This window comes from Sorangiineae bacterium MSr11954, assembly GCA_037157815.1.
Classification (GTDB): Bacteria; Myxococcota_A; Polyangia; order Polyangiales; family Polyangiaceae; genus Pendulispora; species Pendulispora albinea.
In genome coordinates this window covers 10,832,487-10,846,784 of the sequence record CP089984.1, presented here as the reverse complement: position 1 = coordinate 10,846,784, position 14,298 = coordinate 10,832,487, and the positions used below count along the sequence as shown (strand labels likewise).

The window sequence follows — 14,298 nt, the reverse complement described above, 5'->3', positions numbered from 1 at the left end:
ACTTCGACCCGCGGCGTCTTCGCGACCTGCGAGCGCCCCACTTCCGAAAGGAGAGGCCCATTTGGATACGCGTAAACCTCTGCTCGTTCTGACACTCGCTTCCTTGCTCGTAGCGCTCCCGGCCATGACCGGGTGCAAGCGCATCGTGAGAGCCCTCGGGAAGGCTGCGGCGACCGCGGCCAAGGGGGACGCCGGAGCGGCCGGCGGGGAGGAGACCGAGGCGAGCAGCGCGTCCGCGGCCGAAGAGGTCTCCGAGGAGGAGGCCATCGGCGAGAAGCTGAACGCCTACATCGATTGCATCAACTCGATCTCCGATCGATTCCACGACTCGGGCCAGCGCTACTTCTCGTGGGCCGATCCGGAGAAGGGCCCCACCGGCAAGGAGCGGGTCATTTATGGGCTCTACACCATCAGCGATCCGGCCAAGTGCGCGGCGGGGATCGAGAAGGCCAAAACGATGAAGCCTTCCATCCCCGAGCTGGAGGCGGCGGGGACCGCGTACGCCGCGGCGGTGACCAGCGGCTTTCCGGTGCTGAAGGACGCCAACGATTATTACGATCAAAAGAATTACAAAGACGACAAGATGGCCAAGGGCCGCGCCCTGCACCCGCAGCTGGTGTCCGCGTTCGAAGGCTTCGACAAAGCCGACAAGGCGCTGCGGGCACAAGTCGATACGCTCAATCGCCAAGTGAAAGAGCGCACCCTCGCCAAGCTGGAAAAGACCGAGGGAAAGAAGCTCGCGTATTGGCGATCGTACACGATGCTCGTGGCCGAAGACGTCGTCAAATTGGGTGACTCGCACCCGCTCGACAAAGTCGATCTGCCGAAGCTCACGGCCAAAATCGACGAGTACGAGAAGGCCGTGAACGAGTTGAACAACTACATTGGCGCGCACAAGGACGAAGCCGACAAGTTCATGATGATCACGGCGCTGGCCAGCGAAGCGAAGAGCTTCCTCGTGGCGGCCAAAGAGCTCATGCGCCGCGTCCGCGACAAGGTGCCTTACTCCTCCGGTGAAAAGATGCACCTCGGAGGCTCGAGCGAATGGATGGTTGAAGGCTCCCCCGGAAAGCTCGTCAAGGCCTACAACAGCCTCGTAAGCCGCTCCAACTCGATCCACCGCCGCCCATAACGGAGCAGAGCCGATTTGCCCCCCTCCCCCCAGGGGGAGGGTTTGGGGGTAAGGGCGCCGAAGCCGCGCCCCACGCCGTTCGCGCTGCGAACCGCGACCGTCCCCGAGCGCCGAGCATCGTCCAAGCGGTGCATCGCCCGTACAGCGCGCCCACGGTAGGAGCGCCCCGCCCCGCATCCCCCCGCCGCAGGATCTGCGTCGGCGCGCGGAATGATCTCGCGTCCCGGCGGTTCTAGCGCCCGCAGCCATGTCGTCGTCGGCGCCTGAGATGACCCGATCCGAGCAGTTGACAGGTCTCCCCCGGTCAGTAGGATGCGCCGCGCGGGGGCGCCATAGGGCATTTTCTCGCAAATTCATGCCCTTTGCGCCTTTCACTCCGAAAGCCAAAGGGCGCCAGCAATCCCGCCTTCTCGCTGCTCTTTCCGACTGTTCTTTCGTCCCTCCCCCGGTCTTTCCTAGTTTTCCCAGCGTTCCGCGCTTCTAGTGACTGACCCGCTACCCCGGCAAAAAAGCGAACGAGCAAACCACGATGGCAACCGATGTGATGATTTACGCGAACGACCTGAGCAAACGCTTCGGGACGTTCCGTGCGGTCGATAAGATCAATTTCGAAGTTCGAAAAGGGGAGGTCGTCGGATTTCTCGGGCCCAACGGAGCGGGCAAATCCACGACGATGCGCATCCTCACCTGCTTCATCGCCCCCACCGATGGGAGCGCGCGGATCCGCGGGTTCGACGTCTTCGAAAACCCCCTCGAGGTGCGGCGGAGCTTGGGATACCTCCCGCAGCGCGCGCCGCTCTACCTCGAAATGAGCGTGCTCGAATACCTGCGCTTCGCGTCGGACCTGCGCCAGCTCGACAAGGCGGGCTTCAAGGAGCGCGCGCGCCGGGTGGTCGAGGTGTGCGGCCTCGCCAAGGTGTTGGGGAAAGAGATCCGCTATCTGTCGCACGGCTACCGGCAGCGCGTCGGCCTGGCGCAAGCCCTCATCCACGACCCGCCCATCCTCATCTTGGACGAGCCCACGAGCGATCTCGACCCCAACGAGAAGGCGGAGTTCCTCGATTACTTGAAGCGCATCGGCGAGGAGCGCACCGTTCTGCTCTCGACCCACAACCTGTCCGAGGTCGAGGCCGCGTGTGCGCGGGCCATCATCGTCTCGCGCGGCCGCATCGTGGCCGACGGCCCGCTCGACGAGATCCGCGCCAAGAGCGGCAAGGTTCGTTACGTCGTTTCGGTGCAAGAGTCGGCGGGCAAGGACCCGTACCGCGGCACCGGCGCCCCGCCCCGCAAGTCGGAGGTGGAGAGCGCGCTGGCGAAGATCAAAGGCGTTACGCGGGTGGTGGAGCTGCCCACCGACGATCGCGCGCACTCGTTCGAGCTGTCGAGCGAGCAAGAGCTCGATCTGCGCCCCGAGTTGTTCCGCCTCATCGCGGACAAGGGGTGGGTCATCCTCGAGCTGCACCGCGACACGCAGACCTTGGAGGACGTCTTCCGCAACCTGACGGTGGGCGACGCACGCCGCAACCGCACCCTCGGGACCTCGGCGGCCGAAGAAGAAGAAGCCGAAGAGGAGGAGGAAGAGGACGAAGAGGACGAGGAAGAAGACGAGGACGAGGACGAAGAGGCGCCGAAGAAGGGCAGCAAGCGATGAGCACTTTGGAAAACGAGCGAGAAGAGAAGGACACCAAGCCGGCCCCCGCTGCAGCCGACGACTCGGACGATGCTCCGAGGGCCAAGGCCGCCGCCCGCGACGAGGACGACGAAGACAAGGACGAGCCCACCAAGGCGAGCGTTTTGGCGCCGGCCTCGGTCCGTCCGGCGTTGCAAGCCGACGCCGCCTCCGCCGTGGCCGCCGAAGGCCCGGGCCTCAGCATCTTGCGCAACACCCTCACCATCGCCCGCCGCGAGACCAAGTCGTACTTCGACTCGCTGACCGCCTACGTGGTCATCGGCGGGAGCACCTTGGCGCTCGGGATTTACTTCTTCCTCGTGCAGGCAGGCGGCTTCTGGCAAGTCGACCGCGCCTCCATGACGCGCCTGTTCGAGTTCTTGCCGTGGATGCTGGCGGTGCTGGTCATCCCGCTCACCACCATGCGCGCGATCGCCGACGAGAAGCGCTCGGGCACCTTGGAGCTCCTCATCACGCTCCCCGTGCGCGACAGCGAAGTGATCCTCGGCAAGTACTTCGCCGCGGTGTTCATGTGCCTGATCCTGCTGCTCACCACCTTCATCTACCCGGTGGCCATGTTCGTGTGGCCGTGGCGCCTCGGATCGCTCGACTGGGGTCCGGTGTGGACCGGCTACCTCGGGCTGCTCCTCTTCTCGGGCGCCGGCGTGGCCGTGGGCATGCTCTTCTCGGCGCTCACCGAGAGCCAGATCATCGCGTTCTTCCTGACGGCGTTCCTCTTGGTCGTCATGCAGGCGCTCGGCCTGGTGGTCGAGACGCTCCCGGGCGCGCTGGGCGACGTCATCGCCTTCGTCAGCTTCCAATCGCGTTTCGCGCCGTTCGCGCGGGGTCTGCTCGACACACGGGCCATCATCTACTTCGTGTCGATTGGCGTTATCTGCTTGCTCGTGGCGTTCCGGTCCTTGGAAAGCCGCAAGTGGTCCTGATTTTCAACCGGAAATGATCTGACATCATGGAACGCAAAGCACGTGCGGCCGCCGAGAGCGGCGTCCTGCTCCTGGTCATCGCGGGCATCCTCGTCGCCCTGAATGCCCTCTCCGCGCTCGGAGTCTACAAGCGCTTCGACCTCACCAAGGCCGAGCGCTTCAAGCTGTCCAAGGGCAGCGCGAACCTCGTCCACGACATGAAGCAGACCATGAAGGTGGACTTCTATGTCACCAAGGGTCTGCCCAAGCTCGACGCCTTCGTGCGCGATCTCCGCGACCTGCTCCAGGAGTACAAGGACGCGAGCGGCGGCAAGTTCGACTACACGATCATCGAGGCCAAGGACGAAGAGCAGAAGAAGGCGGCCAAAGAGGCCGGCCTCCGCGAGACCCCCTTCGGCGAGGCCAGCGCCACCGAGGAGAAGGCCGCGGTCACCATGGGCTTCATGGGCCTCGTCCTCAAGTACGGCTCGGAGAAGGACACCCTGCCGTACCTCGACCCGAGCAACACCAGCGGCCTCGAGTTCTGGATCACCAACAAGATCCGCGAAATCCGCGACAAGGCCGACGACATCAAGCACAAGGTCGGCGTCCTCACGGGCCACGACGAGATGAAGCTCACCGAGGCGAACCTGGTGCCCGCGCAGCTGGGCAAGCCGTCGATGCAGGACATCCTCGTCAAGAACTTCCCCTTCTACTCGTTCCAAGACGTCGACCTGAAGAACGGCGACAACGCGATCGACGAGTCGCTCGATGGCCTGGTCATCACGCAGCCGGGCAAGGATCTCTCCGAGAAGGAGCTCCGCCGCATCGACGAGTTCTTGCTCAAGGGCAAGTCGCTCGCCATCTTCGCCTCCGCCGTCAACGTGAAGGCGAACGACGCGTCGATGAACGCGACCCTCGCGACCCACGGCCTCGAGAAGCTGCTCGAGGGCTACGGCATCGAGCTGAAGAAGGAAGTGGTGCTCGACTTCGGCCGCGCCTTCACCGTGAACATGCTCACCCAGGGCGGCATCGCGGCCAAGCGCTTCCCGCAGCTGCTCACCGTGCAAGACGATCCACGCTTCACCGGCGACGAGGCCCTGCTCGACGCGTCGTTCCCGGCGTTCTTCCGCATGACGGATCTCGCCGTGCCCTTCGCCTCGCCGCTGGTGCTCCACGCCGACAAGCAGCCCGACGCCACCGTGCGCGCCATCGCCCGCTCCTCGCCGAACGCCAACGCGGTGGGCGGCGACAGCGTGGACCTGAAGCCGTTCCAGAACTGGGCCACCTTGCGCAAGAAGGGCGCCCTCGCGCAGTACGCGATCGCGGCCTCGGTCGAGGGGACCTTGAAGACGGCGTTCCCCAGCGGCGACAAGCAGGGCATCGAGACCCCCGAGAAGAGCGCCAAGCCGGCCCGCCTCTTCATCCTGGCCTCCTCGCAGTTCTTGGCCAACCCCTTCGCCCGCGCCGGCAACGCGCCGGACATGGGCCAGATGGGCATGATGATGCCGCAGATGGGCGGCGACGAGCAGCTGCAGCAGCTCGCGCAGCCGTACGCGCAGCAGGCCATCACGCAGACGATCCTCTCGTTCAAGAACACCCTCGACTGGCTCGGTGGCGACAGCGAGCTACTGGCGGTGTCGGCGAAGATCCTCAACGAGGCTCCCCTGGTCTACGGCGAGGTATCGAAGCCGAACATCGACTTCGAGAACGAGACCGAAGAACAGCTCAAGAAGCGCGACGAGGAGATGAAGGCCGCGCGCAAGACGACGCAGAACAAGGTGCAGTGGCTGCTCATCCTGGGCATCCCGCTGCTCTTCTCCCTCTATGGCGTGTACCGCTGGCGTTCGCGCCTCGCCGCGCGTGAAAACGTGTCCTTGGCCTGAGTGTAGGAGTTCGTCGGAAAATGACCGGAACGCAGAAGATCGGAATCGGCGTGGCCGTCCTGGCCGTGCTGGGCTACGCGGTGTACGCGCAGTCGCAGAAGGATCAGTCGCTCGGCGCCGTGAGCAAGGAGAAGTCGTCCGAGCTGCCCGACATCAAGGGCAGCGACGACTTGGACAAGGTCGTCATCACCAACGCCGACAAGGGCGAGGTGGTGCTCGAGAAGAAGGGGGACAAGTGGGAGCTGACCAAGCCCGTCGCGTTCCCCGCGAACCAGGCGAACGTCAAGTCGCTCCTGGACAACCTGAAGGAGCTGAAGACGACCGACGTCATCGAGGCCAACGCCTCCGAGGACATCAAGAAGTCGTACCAGCTCGATCCGGCCCACGCGGTCCACGTGGTCGCGTACAAGGGCGCGGACAAGAAGGTCGACGACGTCTTCGGCAAGTCGGGCGGCCGCGGGCAAATGGTGATGGTCGGCGACAAGCCGGCCGTCTACTCGGCCAGCGGCTACTCGAGCTACCTGTACGCGCGCGAGGTGAAGGGCTGGCGCGACACGGAGATCCTCAAGTTCGACGACGCCAACGTCATCTCGTTCGTGGTCGAGAAGACGAACGAGCTCTCCGCCGGATCGACCGCCGACGCGGGGGCGCCCAAGAAGACCGCGGGCACCCTCTCGTTCACCAAGGGAGGAGACGCTAAAGGTGACAAGTGGGCGGGCACGTGGAACGGCCAAGCCATCGCGCGCTTCGACGAGGAGAAGGTGAAGGACGCGCTGCGCATCTTCAAGGCGCTCAACGCGGACGACTTCGGTGACGGCAAGGGCCCCGATGTGACCGGTCTCGATAAGCCGCAGGCGACGGTCACCATCACCCTCAAGGACAACGCGGGCAAGTACGTGCTCAAGGTGGGCAAGACCTCCACGGGCTCCGAGCGCTACGCGTCCAAGGACGGGAGTGATACCGTTTATGTCCTCCCCAGCGCGGCCTCCGAGTGGATCACGTCCGATATCTCGAAGTTCCAGCAGCCCGTCGATGCAGGCGCGCCGAAAGATTCCAAGCAGGCCAAGTAAGGCGAGTACATAAGACAACACGCGCAAAAGCGCAGCCGAACGAATCGACGCGCCGGGTCTCGGGGAGGCCCGGCGCGAATCGTTTTGTGGGCGTCAGCCGCTTGACGGAGTTGGCGCAAGTGGACTTATTGGTCCCGTCGCAACGCTTGCGTTGCCCAGGGAGGGGCTCACGGGGATGAATCGATTCGAGATGTGGTTTGCACCACGCGTTCGAATCGCTTTGGGAGTGGTGCGCCTTGGGAAACGAAACGCGAAAGCGGCGAGAACGTCAGGTAGGTGAAGAGAGAATTGAGGATGGACCGCGAGATGGATCGCGGGACACGTCGAAGGACGATTCGCGGAGCGCGTCGAAGGACGATTGGTTCGAGCGGGAGCTGACCCGCTCCTGTTTGCCCGCGCTCGCGGCCCCATTCGTCGAGCGCTTGACGGTGTGTGCCGTCGACGAGCTGCGAGGCCGCTACGAGCTGGGGCAGTTTCTACATCGCGTTCGTTATGATGCGATGGAGGACATTCCCTTCGATGCGTTCGAGGGATTGGGTCGCATCTTTGGCATGCATCCGAGCGCCCTCCGTCGATGTGCGCGCGTCACCGAGGTGTTCACGGCCGACGAATTCGAAGCGGTCCTGGCGTTGCGCGATGCGCGCGGGCTCGTGGTGACATGGTCGCACTTCGAGATGCTGGCGTTGGTGCGCGGCCGGGAAGCGCGTTTGCGCCTGGCGAACCAGATCGTCGCCGAGAGGCTCTCCGTACGCGATCTGGCCGCGCGAATTCGGCGGAACAGAAAACGGTCTGCCGCCTGAGAGACTGTCTCTCAATCGGCGCGCCACCTCCGCCGGCTGCGTTGACACGAGCGTTCTAAATCGCAAGGTGAAAGCCGAACCGGCACTTCACACTGAACGAGCGCGAACGCGCGCGAACGAGAGCGATGCACGATAAAGTTCTAGCCGAACGTGTGCAGTCGGACCCTGCACGGATGGTCGAAGGCCCGGAGCAGTTTCACCGGATGCCCGACGAATACAAAGAGCTCGTGGTCCACCAGATGATGGCGCACACCGAGGGCGAGCTCTCGGGCGCCGACGACTACCTCGAGCTCTTTTATCCGATGACGCAAGACCCCTTCGAGAAGAAGGTCTGTTGCGAGCGAGGTGGCGAGGAGGTCGACCATTACCGCAAGGGCGCGAAGGTGCTCTCCGACATCGGGCACGACGCCGCCTTCATGATGGACGTTCCGCTCCAAGATCGAAGCCTCTACGCCACCGAGGCCGTCAAGCGCATCGACAGCTGGCCCGAGCGCGGCTTCTTCTCGCTCCTCGGCGAAGCGGCCGTCTTCGACATTCTTTTGGAGATGTCCGAGAGCAGCTACAAACCCATCGCGGAGATGTGTCCGGGGGTCATCCGCGAGGAGCGGGTGCACGTGGCGCACGGCCTGCGCATCATCCGCGGCTTGTGCCAAACGCCGGAGGGCAAGGCGCAGGCCCAGACCGCGCTCCGCCGCTGGTGGCCCGTGGCTCTCGACGTCTTCGGCCGCAGCGGATCGAAGCGCTCGCAGCTCTATGTCAAATGGCGGCTGCGAAAGTACACGAACGAGCAAGCGCGCGACCGCTTCATCGAGGCGACGGCGCCCAAGCTCCGGCAGCTCGGCCTCGAGGTGCCCGACAACCACGAGAATCGACGGTTCTTATGAGCCACGGTCCGGTCATCGGCCCCAACGGGCCCGGGGTCATCCGCATGAGCGAGGCCTCGCCGCGGCGCTTTACCACGGCGGACAAGGCCATTCTCGAGCTGCTCGGCGGCGACGTCGGCTACTTGGATCGCTTCCGAAAGGTCACGACGCTCTCGCGCCAGGTGCGCTCGTCGGAGTACTTGCTCACCAACGCCTGCAACATCCGATGTGAAGGCTGTTGGTTCTTCGAGTACGACTTCGACAAAACCACCACCGAGCTCAAGTCCATCGAGGGCATCCGCGCCTTCGCGGAGAAGGAGCGGGCGCGCGGGGTCAACTACGCCATCATCATCGGCGGCGAGCCGGCGCTCATCCCCGATCGCATCGCGGCCTTCATCTCGGTGATGGACTACGTGACCATCTCCACCAACGGCTTGAAGCCCCTCCCGGTGGAGGGCTTCGAGAACGTGGCGGTGCAAATTTCGCTCTTCGGCGGCGGTGAGCTCGACGACAAGCTGCGCGCGATCAAGCCCGGCGGCAAGCGCTTTACGGGCCTCTTCGACACGGCGCTTCGCAACTACGAAGGCGATCGGCGCGCCTGCTTCGTGTTCGCCATCACCGAAGATGGCATCGACCACATCGAGCCCACGGTTCGCCGCATCCACGAGAACGGGAACCGGGTGAGCCTCAACTTTTACAGCAAGTACCACCGCGACGAGCCGCTGCGCATGCAGAACGCGCCGCGCCTGGTGGACGAGGCGCTTCGGGTGAAGGAGCTCTATCCGAACACCTTGCTCACGGTGCCGTACGTCATTCGCACCATCGTCACCGGCGAGTCTCATTGGGGCACCTTCGGCTACGACGTATGCCCGAGCCTCAGCGTCGACCATCCGTCCCACGCCGCGCGGCTCGCCAACGGCAACCCGGTCCTCCCGCGCTTCAACGCGTGGGCGGCCGACTGCAACACCGTCAATTTTTGCTGCACCTCGGGCCACTGCGAAGACTGCCGCGACAGCCAGGCGGTCCTCAGCTGGATCCTCGTGAGCCTCGAGCGCTTCCGCGAGAGCGGCGAGAGCTTGAAGACGTGGATCGAGATCAGCGAGAGCTACTGGAAGCAATTCTGCTGGGCGCCTTACGACACGCGCAGCACGGCAGCGGGGCAGGACCTCGGTCGTCTGACGGCGGCTTCGCACGAGGCCGGCCGCCCGGCGGGCAAGCGCGTCGCCCTTCCGCTGCTCGCCGGCGGGACGTGAGCGCGGGCGGAGTGTGAGCGTGCCTGTGTACGAGCGCAGGGGCGTATGAGCGCAGGGGCGTACGAGCGCAGGGGCGTATGAGCGCAGCACCGCTTGCGCGATGTGGCGCAGGTTCGGTGCAGGAGCAGCGCAGGTTTAGCGAGGAGAGCACGGAAGGATCCATGGATACGATTACGCAAACCGTCGATCCGCGGCGGCTCGCGGCCTATGCGGCGGCGTCCAGCATTTGCGCCGACCGCTACGCGAAGGCCTTCTACCCGATGACCAAGGACGCGGACGAGAAGATGATCTGCTGCGTTCACGGCGGCGAGCAGATGGCGCACTACATCGCGGCGACCGAGACCTTGCGCGGGCTGGGCGTCGACCTCGGCAACCTCACGGAGCGTCCGCTCACCGAGCGCGGGCTCGATGGAGTGGGCACCCTGGCGACCACCGCCAACTGGACGGAGCGCGCCGTGTTCTCGGCCCTCTTCGAGCGCGCCGTGACCTTCGTGCTGCGGGAGCTCGCCACGAGCGGGCACCCGGCTACGGCGGCCATGGCGAACTTTGCCACGCCGCGGGTGGAGCGCCATGCGGCGCACGGGCTCCGTCTTTTGCGCGCGATGTGCGCGTCGGAGGATGGCCGCGCGGAGGCGCAGGCCGCGGTGCGCCGCGCGTGGTCTGCGGCGCTGGCGTTGCTCGGCACGGGCAGGTCGCGCGGGGGCTTCGTGCAGGCGGTTCGCGACGAGCTCTCGGGGCTGGGGCTCGTGGCTCCGGAATGAGCGGACCATGATGCGCGCGGCCATCGTCGACAGCGTCAGGACGGGGATCGGGCGCGCCTTTCAAGGGCACCTGCGCGCGACGCGCCCCGACGATATGGCTGCACACTGCATCGATGCGCTCCTCGCCCGCAACCCGCGGGTGGCGCTGGAGTGGATCGACGACTGCGTGATCGGCTGCGCCTTTCCGGAAGGTCCCCAGGGGATGAACCTCGGGCGCAACGCGGCCGTGCTCTCGCGGCTCCATCAGGACACGGCGGGGCTGACCATCAGCCGGTACTGCGCGTCGGGCCTCGATGCGGTGGCCCACGCGGCGGGGCGCATCGCCAGCGGTCAGGCGACGATGCTCGTGGCCGGCGGGGCCGAGTCGATCTCGATGACCATGAAGTCGGTCAACGCCACCCACGTGCTCAACCCGGCCATCTACGCGCGCTCGCCGCAGACGTACCTGAAGATGAGCTATGGCGTCCCCACGGTTCCCTTCTGGAAGCGGGCGTTTCGCTCCATGGGCGAGACCGCCGAGGTGATCGCCCACCATGGAAAAATTACGCGCGCCGAGCAAGACCGCTACGCGTGGCAAAGCCAGATGCGCATCGCCGCCGCGCAGGAGCGCGGGCTCATGCGCGACGAGATCGTGCCGCTCACGGCGACCGTGCCGGTCGAACATGACGGGTGGAACGCAGCGGGCGCGGGCGCGGCGAGTTTCGGCGCTGCGGGTGCAGGCGCTGCGGGTGCGACGGGCGCGGCGAGTTTCGGCGCGACGGGCGCAGGCGCTGCGGGTGCGACGGGCGCGGCGAGTTTCGGCGCTGGGGGCGCAGGCGCGGCGAGTTTCGGCGCTGCGGGCGCCGCCGATGCGGCGAATGCCCACCACGCCACCGGCGTAGCGGTCGCGCCGGTTCTCGTCGATCGCGACGAGTGCAACCGCCCCGACACCACCGTCGAGGTGCTCGCGGGCCTCGACCCCGCGTTTCGCCCGGGCGGCTCGGTGACCGCGGGCAACGCCGCGCCGGGCGCCGACGGCGCATCGTGCATGCTCCTGGCGACCCCGGACGTCGCCGAGCGCGAGAAGCTCGACGTCCTCGGATGGTTCAAGGGCTACGCGACGGTGGGCTGCGCGCCCGAGCTCATGGCCGAGGGCGCGGTGCGCGCGATCGCCAAGCTGCTCGCCGCGCACCGCATGGCCTTGCACGAGATCGACCTGTTCGAGATCAACGAGGTGTTCGCCGCGCAGATCCTCTACTGCATCCGCACCCTCGGCTTGGACGAGGCGCGGGTGAATGTCAATGGCGGGGCGATCGGCTTGGGGCACCCCTTTGGGATGACCGGCGCGCGCCTCGTGGGCCACGCGGTGCGGGAGCTGCGCCGGCGCGGCGGGGGCAGGGGTGTGGTGGCGATGTGCGTGGGCGGGGGGATCGGCGCGGCGGGGTTGGTCGAGGTTTCGTAGGTCGTAGGTCTTTTTGCGTTGGAGGATGCGAATGTCGACAGCGGATCGTGTGAAGGAAATCATCGCCGAGCACCTGGCGGTGAGCGCGGACGAGCTCGCGCTCGATGCGTCGTTCGTGCAGGACTTGGGCGTCGATTCGCTCGACCTCTCCGAGCTCGTCATCGCCTTCGAGCAGACATTCAAGATCCGCATCTCGCCCGAGGACGCGCGCCAGATCCGCACGGCGCGGAGCGCGATCGAGTACGTCGAGTCCCGCACGGCGGCCTCGCTTCGAGACTCGGCCTGAGGCGCGCGATCCCATGCGCCGCGTGGTCGTAACGGGTCTCGGCTGTGTGTCCCCCCTCGGAAACGACGCCGACACCACCTTTACGAGGCTGCTCGAGGGGCAATCGGGCATCGGCCCCATCACCCACTTCGACCCCAAGGATCATCTCTCGCAAATCGCGGGAGAGGTGCGCGGGTTCGATATTTCCCAGTACGTGCCCTCGCGCAAGGCCGCCAAGCACATGGACACCTTCGTCCACTTTGCGATCGCGGCGGCCGACATGGCCATCGCCGACAGCGGCCTTTCGCTCGACGCCGTGGATCGCGAGCGCGCGGGCGCCGTCATCGGCACGGGGGTGGGCGGCTTGCAGGTCATCGAGGCGCAGCAGCGCACCTTGCTCGCGCGCGGCCCGCGGGCTGTCAGCCCGTACCTGATCCCGATGTTCCTCGGCAACTTGGCGCCCGGCCACCTGGCCATCCGCTACGGCCTGAAGGGCCCCAATGTGCATGTCTCCACGGCCTGCGCCACCGGCACCCACGCCATTGGCGAGGCCGGGCACGTGATCGCGCGCGGCGACGCCGACGTCATGCTGGCGGGCGGCTCCGAGGCCGGAACCACCCCGCTCCTGGTCGCCGGATTCTGCGCGGCCAACGCCCTCAGCACGCGCAACGACCGCCCCGAGGAGGCCAGCCGCCCCTTCGATCGCGAACGCGACGGCTTCGTCATGGGCGAGGGCGCCGGCATCCTGGTGCTCGAGGAGCTGGAGCACGCCCGCAAGCGCGGCGCGACCATCCTCGCCGAGCTCCGCGGCTACGGCCTCACCGACGACGCGCACCACGTCACCGCGCCCGAGCAGAGCGGCGACGGCGCCAAGCGCGCGATGCAGGCCGCGATCGCCCGCGCCAAGATCCACCCGGAGGAGGTCGACTACGTCAACGCGCACGGCACCGCGACCCCGCTGGGCGACCGCATGGAGACGAACGCCCTCAAGGCCGTGTTCAAGGAGCACGCCACCTCGCGCAAGCTCTGGATCTCCTCCACCAAGTCGATGATCGGGCACCTCCTCGGGGCGGCGGGCGCCGTGGAGGCCATCGTGTGCATTCAGACGATCGCGCGCAGCAAGGTGCACCCGACGATCAACCTGCGCACCCCCGATCCCGAGTGCGATCTCGACTACGTGGCCAACGAGGGCCGCGACCGCAAGGTGCGCGTCGCGCTGTCCAACTCCTTCGGCTTCGGCGGCCACAATGCCACCTTGCTATTTGCGGCCTTCGAGGGGTGAACGTGAACGCGGAGCTGCCCTCGAACATCACGTTTCTGCAGCGGGGCGTGCTCCATAGCAACAGCATCCTCGTCCACGACGACACGTCGTTCGTGCTGTTCGACACCGGCTACTACACCGGTGCACCGGCCCTCGAGCGCACCATCCTCGAGCGCACCGGGCGCACCCTCGGCGACCTCGCGCTGATCGTCAACACGCACGTGCACCCCGATCACACGGGCGGCAATGCGTACCTGCAGGAGCGATCGGGCTGCGACATCGTGACCAGCGAGATCGACGGCATGCTCGTGGAGAGCGGCGACCCCGTGACCTTGATGCGGGACTGGGCCGACCTCCGCTGCCCGGCTTTTCAACCGTCGCGCACCGTTCGCCCGGGGGAGACGCTCGCCTTTGGCGGGGTGGAGTTCACGGTGGTCGATGGCTCGGGTCACTCCGCGGGCGAGGTGAGCTTCTACGCACCGCGCCACAAGCTGCTGATCTGCGGCGATCTGCTCTGGCAAGCAGGCTTCAGCAATGTCGTTCCCCTCGTGGAAGGCGTGGCGGGCCTTGCGCGCCACGAGCGATCGCTCACGGGGCTGAAGACGCTCGACGTCGACATCGCGATCCCCGGCCACGGTCCCCCCATCGTGGGGCGCGAGGCCGTGCGCGAGGGCATCGATCGCACCATCGAGACCATCCGCTTTTTACGCTCGCGGCGCGACCGTTGGGCCACCACGTCGCTCAAGGCCTTCATCGTCATGCACGTCCTCGTCGAGGAGCGCGTGATGCGGCGCGACTTCGTGGCGCGGTGCGCACGCTCGCCCTGGTTTCGCGAGCAAGCCGCGCGCTTCTTCCCCGACGATGGCGCGATCGCGCTGCTCGACGGCCTCCTCGACGATCTGCTCACCCGGCGCGTCTTGTGCGCGCATGAAGACGGCACCCTCACCAGCACGCTCCACGCGTGAAGGCACTCC

General features: G+C 66.3%; 13 protein-coding genes. All 13 read left to right on the top strand.

Annotated features, from left to right (window positions below; all coding sequences use genetic code 11):
* Window positions 1-61 precede the first annotated feature (61 nt).
* The 13 genes from LZC94_42505 to LZC94_42445 all read left to right on the top strand — a co-directional run bounded on the left by LZC94_42505 (window position 62) and on the right by LZC94_42445 (window position 14,289).
* Window positions 62-1,132: a YiiG family protein gene (locus LZC94_42505; protein ID WXB14485.1), complete on the top strand. Its 1,071-nt coding sequence runs from the start codon at window positions 62-64 to the stop codon at window positions 1,130-1,132.
* 529 nt (window positions 1,133-1,661) lie between these two features.
* Window positions 1,662-2,783, top strand: coding sequence for an ATP-binding cassette domain-containing protein (locus LZC94_42500; protein WXB14484.1), 1,122 nt, complete (start codon window positions 1,662-1,664; stop codon window positions 2,781-2,783).
* The gene (locus tag LZC94_42495; protein WXB14483.1) at window positions 2,780-3,745 is read left to right on the top strand and encodes an ABC transporter permease subunit; all 966 of its coding nucleotides are present in this window, start codon (window positions 2,780-2,782) and stop codon (window positions 3,743-3,745) included. Before LZC94_42500 ends, LZC94_42495 begins: the two co-directional genes overlap by 4 nt.
* Window positions 3,746-3,771: 26 nt before the next feature.
* On the top strand, window positions 3,772-5,610 hold the full coding sequence (locus tag LZC94_42490) for a GldG family protein (GenBank protein WXB14482.1): 1,839 nt from the start codon (window positions 3,772-3,774) through the stop codon (window positions 5,608-5,610).
* Between the two features lie 20 nt (window positions 5,611-5,630).
* A complete protein-coding gene (locus LZC94_42485; GenBank protein ID WXB14481.1) occupies window positions 5,631-6,680 on the top strand; it encodes a DUF4340 domain-containing protein in 1,050 nt (349 codons plus the stop codon).
* A gap of 428 nt (window positions 6,681-7,108) precedes the next feature.
* Window positions 7,109-7,480, top strand: a complete 372-nt coding sequence (locus tag LZC94_42480) for a hypothetical protein (protein WXB14480.1) — start codon at window positions 7,109-7,111, stop codon at window positions 7,478-7,480.
* A 173-nt stretch (window positions 7,481-7,653) separates the two neighbouring features.
* Window positions 7,654-8,364 carry a phenylacetate-CoA oxygenase subunit PaaI gene (locus LZC94_42475; protein ID WXB14479.1) on the top strand — a complete coding sequence of 237 codons (711 nt, stop codon included), beginning with the start codon at window positions 7,654-7,656 and terminating at the stop codon, window positions 8,362-8,364.
* Window positions 8,361-9,596 carry a hypothetical protein gene (locus LZC94_42470; GenBank protein ID WXB14478.1) on the top strand — a complete coding sequence of 412 codons (1,236 nt, stop codon included), beginning with the start codon at window positions 8,361-8,363 and terminating at the stop codon, window positions 9,594-9,596. The genes LZC94_42475 and LZC94_42470 overlap by 4 nt, the downstream gene beginning before the upstream one ends.
* A gap of 161 nt (window positions 9,597-9,757) precedes the next feature.
* Window positions 9,758-10,357, top strand: coding sequence for a hypothetical protein (locus LZC94_42465; protein ID WXB14477.1), 600 nt, complete (start codon window positions 9,758-9,760; stop codon window positions 10,355-10,357).
* A 7-nt stretch (window positions 10,358-10,364) separates the two neighbouring features.
* The gene (locus tag LZC94_42460; GenBank protein WXB14476.1) at window positions 10,365-11,798 is read left to right on the top strand and encodes a thiolase family protein; all 1,434 of its coding nucleotides are present in this window, start codon (window positions 10,365-10,367) and stop codon (window positions 11,796-11,798) included.
* Window positions 11,799-11,829: 31 nt separating this feature from the next.
* A complete protein-coding gene (gene acpP / locus LZC94_42455; protein WXB14475.1) occupies window positions 11,830-12,084 on the top strand; it encodes an acyl carrier protein in 255 nt (84 codons plus the stop codon).
* 13 nt (window positions 12,085-12,097) lie between these two features.
* Entirely contained in the window at window positions 12,098-13,345 is a 1,248-nt protein-coding gene (gene fabF, locus LZC94_42450; GenBank protein ID WXB14474.1) for a beta-ketoacyl-ACP synthase II, read from the top strand.
* A 2-nt stretch (window positions 13,346-13,347) separates the two neighbouring features.
* Window positions 13,348-14,289 carry an MBL fold metallo-hydrolase gene (locus LZC94_42445; protein WXB14473.1) on the top strand — a complete coding sequence of 314 codons (942 nt, stop codon included), beginning with the start codon at window positions 13,348-13,350 and terminating at the stop codon, window positions 14,287-14,289.
* The last annotated feature ends 9 nt before the right edge of the window (window positions 14,290-14,298 follow it).

Excerpts from the sequence above, each read along its gene's own strand:
- acpP (WXB14475.1), top strand. The coding sequence starts at position 11,830 with ATGTCGACAGCGGATCGTGTGAAGGAAATCATCGCCGAGCACCTGGCG.
- LZC94_42465 (WXB14477.1), top strand. The coding sequence starts at position 9,758 with ATGGATACGATTACGCAAACCGTCGATCCGCGGCGGCTCGCGGCCTAT.
- fabF (WXB14474.1), top strand. The coding sequence starts at position 12,098 with ATGCGCCGCGTGGTCGTAACGGGTCTCGGCTGTGTGTCCCCCCTCGGA.
- LZC94_42485 (WXB14481.1), top strand. The coding sequence starts at position 5,631 with ATGACCGGAACGCAGAAGATCGGAATCGGCGTGGCCGTCCTGGCCGTG.
- LZC94_42470 (WXB14478.1), top strand. The coding sequence starts at position 8,361 with ATGAGCCACGGTCCGGTCATCGGCCCCAACGGGCCCGGGGTCATCCGC.
- LZC94_42500 (WXB14484.1), top strand. The coding sequence starts at position 1,662 with ATGGCAACCGATGTGATGATTTACGCGAACGACCTGAGCAAACGCTTC.
- LZC94_42490 (WXB14482.1), top strand. The coding sequence starts at position 3,772 with ATGGAACGCAAAGCACGTGCGGCCGCCGAGAGCGGCGTCCTGCTCCTG.
- LZC94_42495 (WXB14483.1), top strand. The coding sequence starts at position 2,780 with ATGAGCACTTTGGAAAACGAGCGAGAAGAGAAGGACACCAAGCCGGCC.
- LZC94_42475 (WXB14479.1), top strand. The coding sequence starts at position 7,654 with ATGGTCGAAGGCCCGGAGCAGTTTCACCGGATGCCCGACGAATACAAA.
- LZC94_42460 (WXB14476.1), top strand. The coding sequence starts at position 10,365 with ATGATGCGCGCGGCCATCGTCGACAGCGTCAGGACGGGGATCGGGCGC.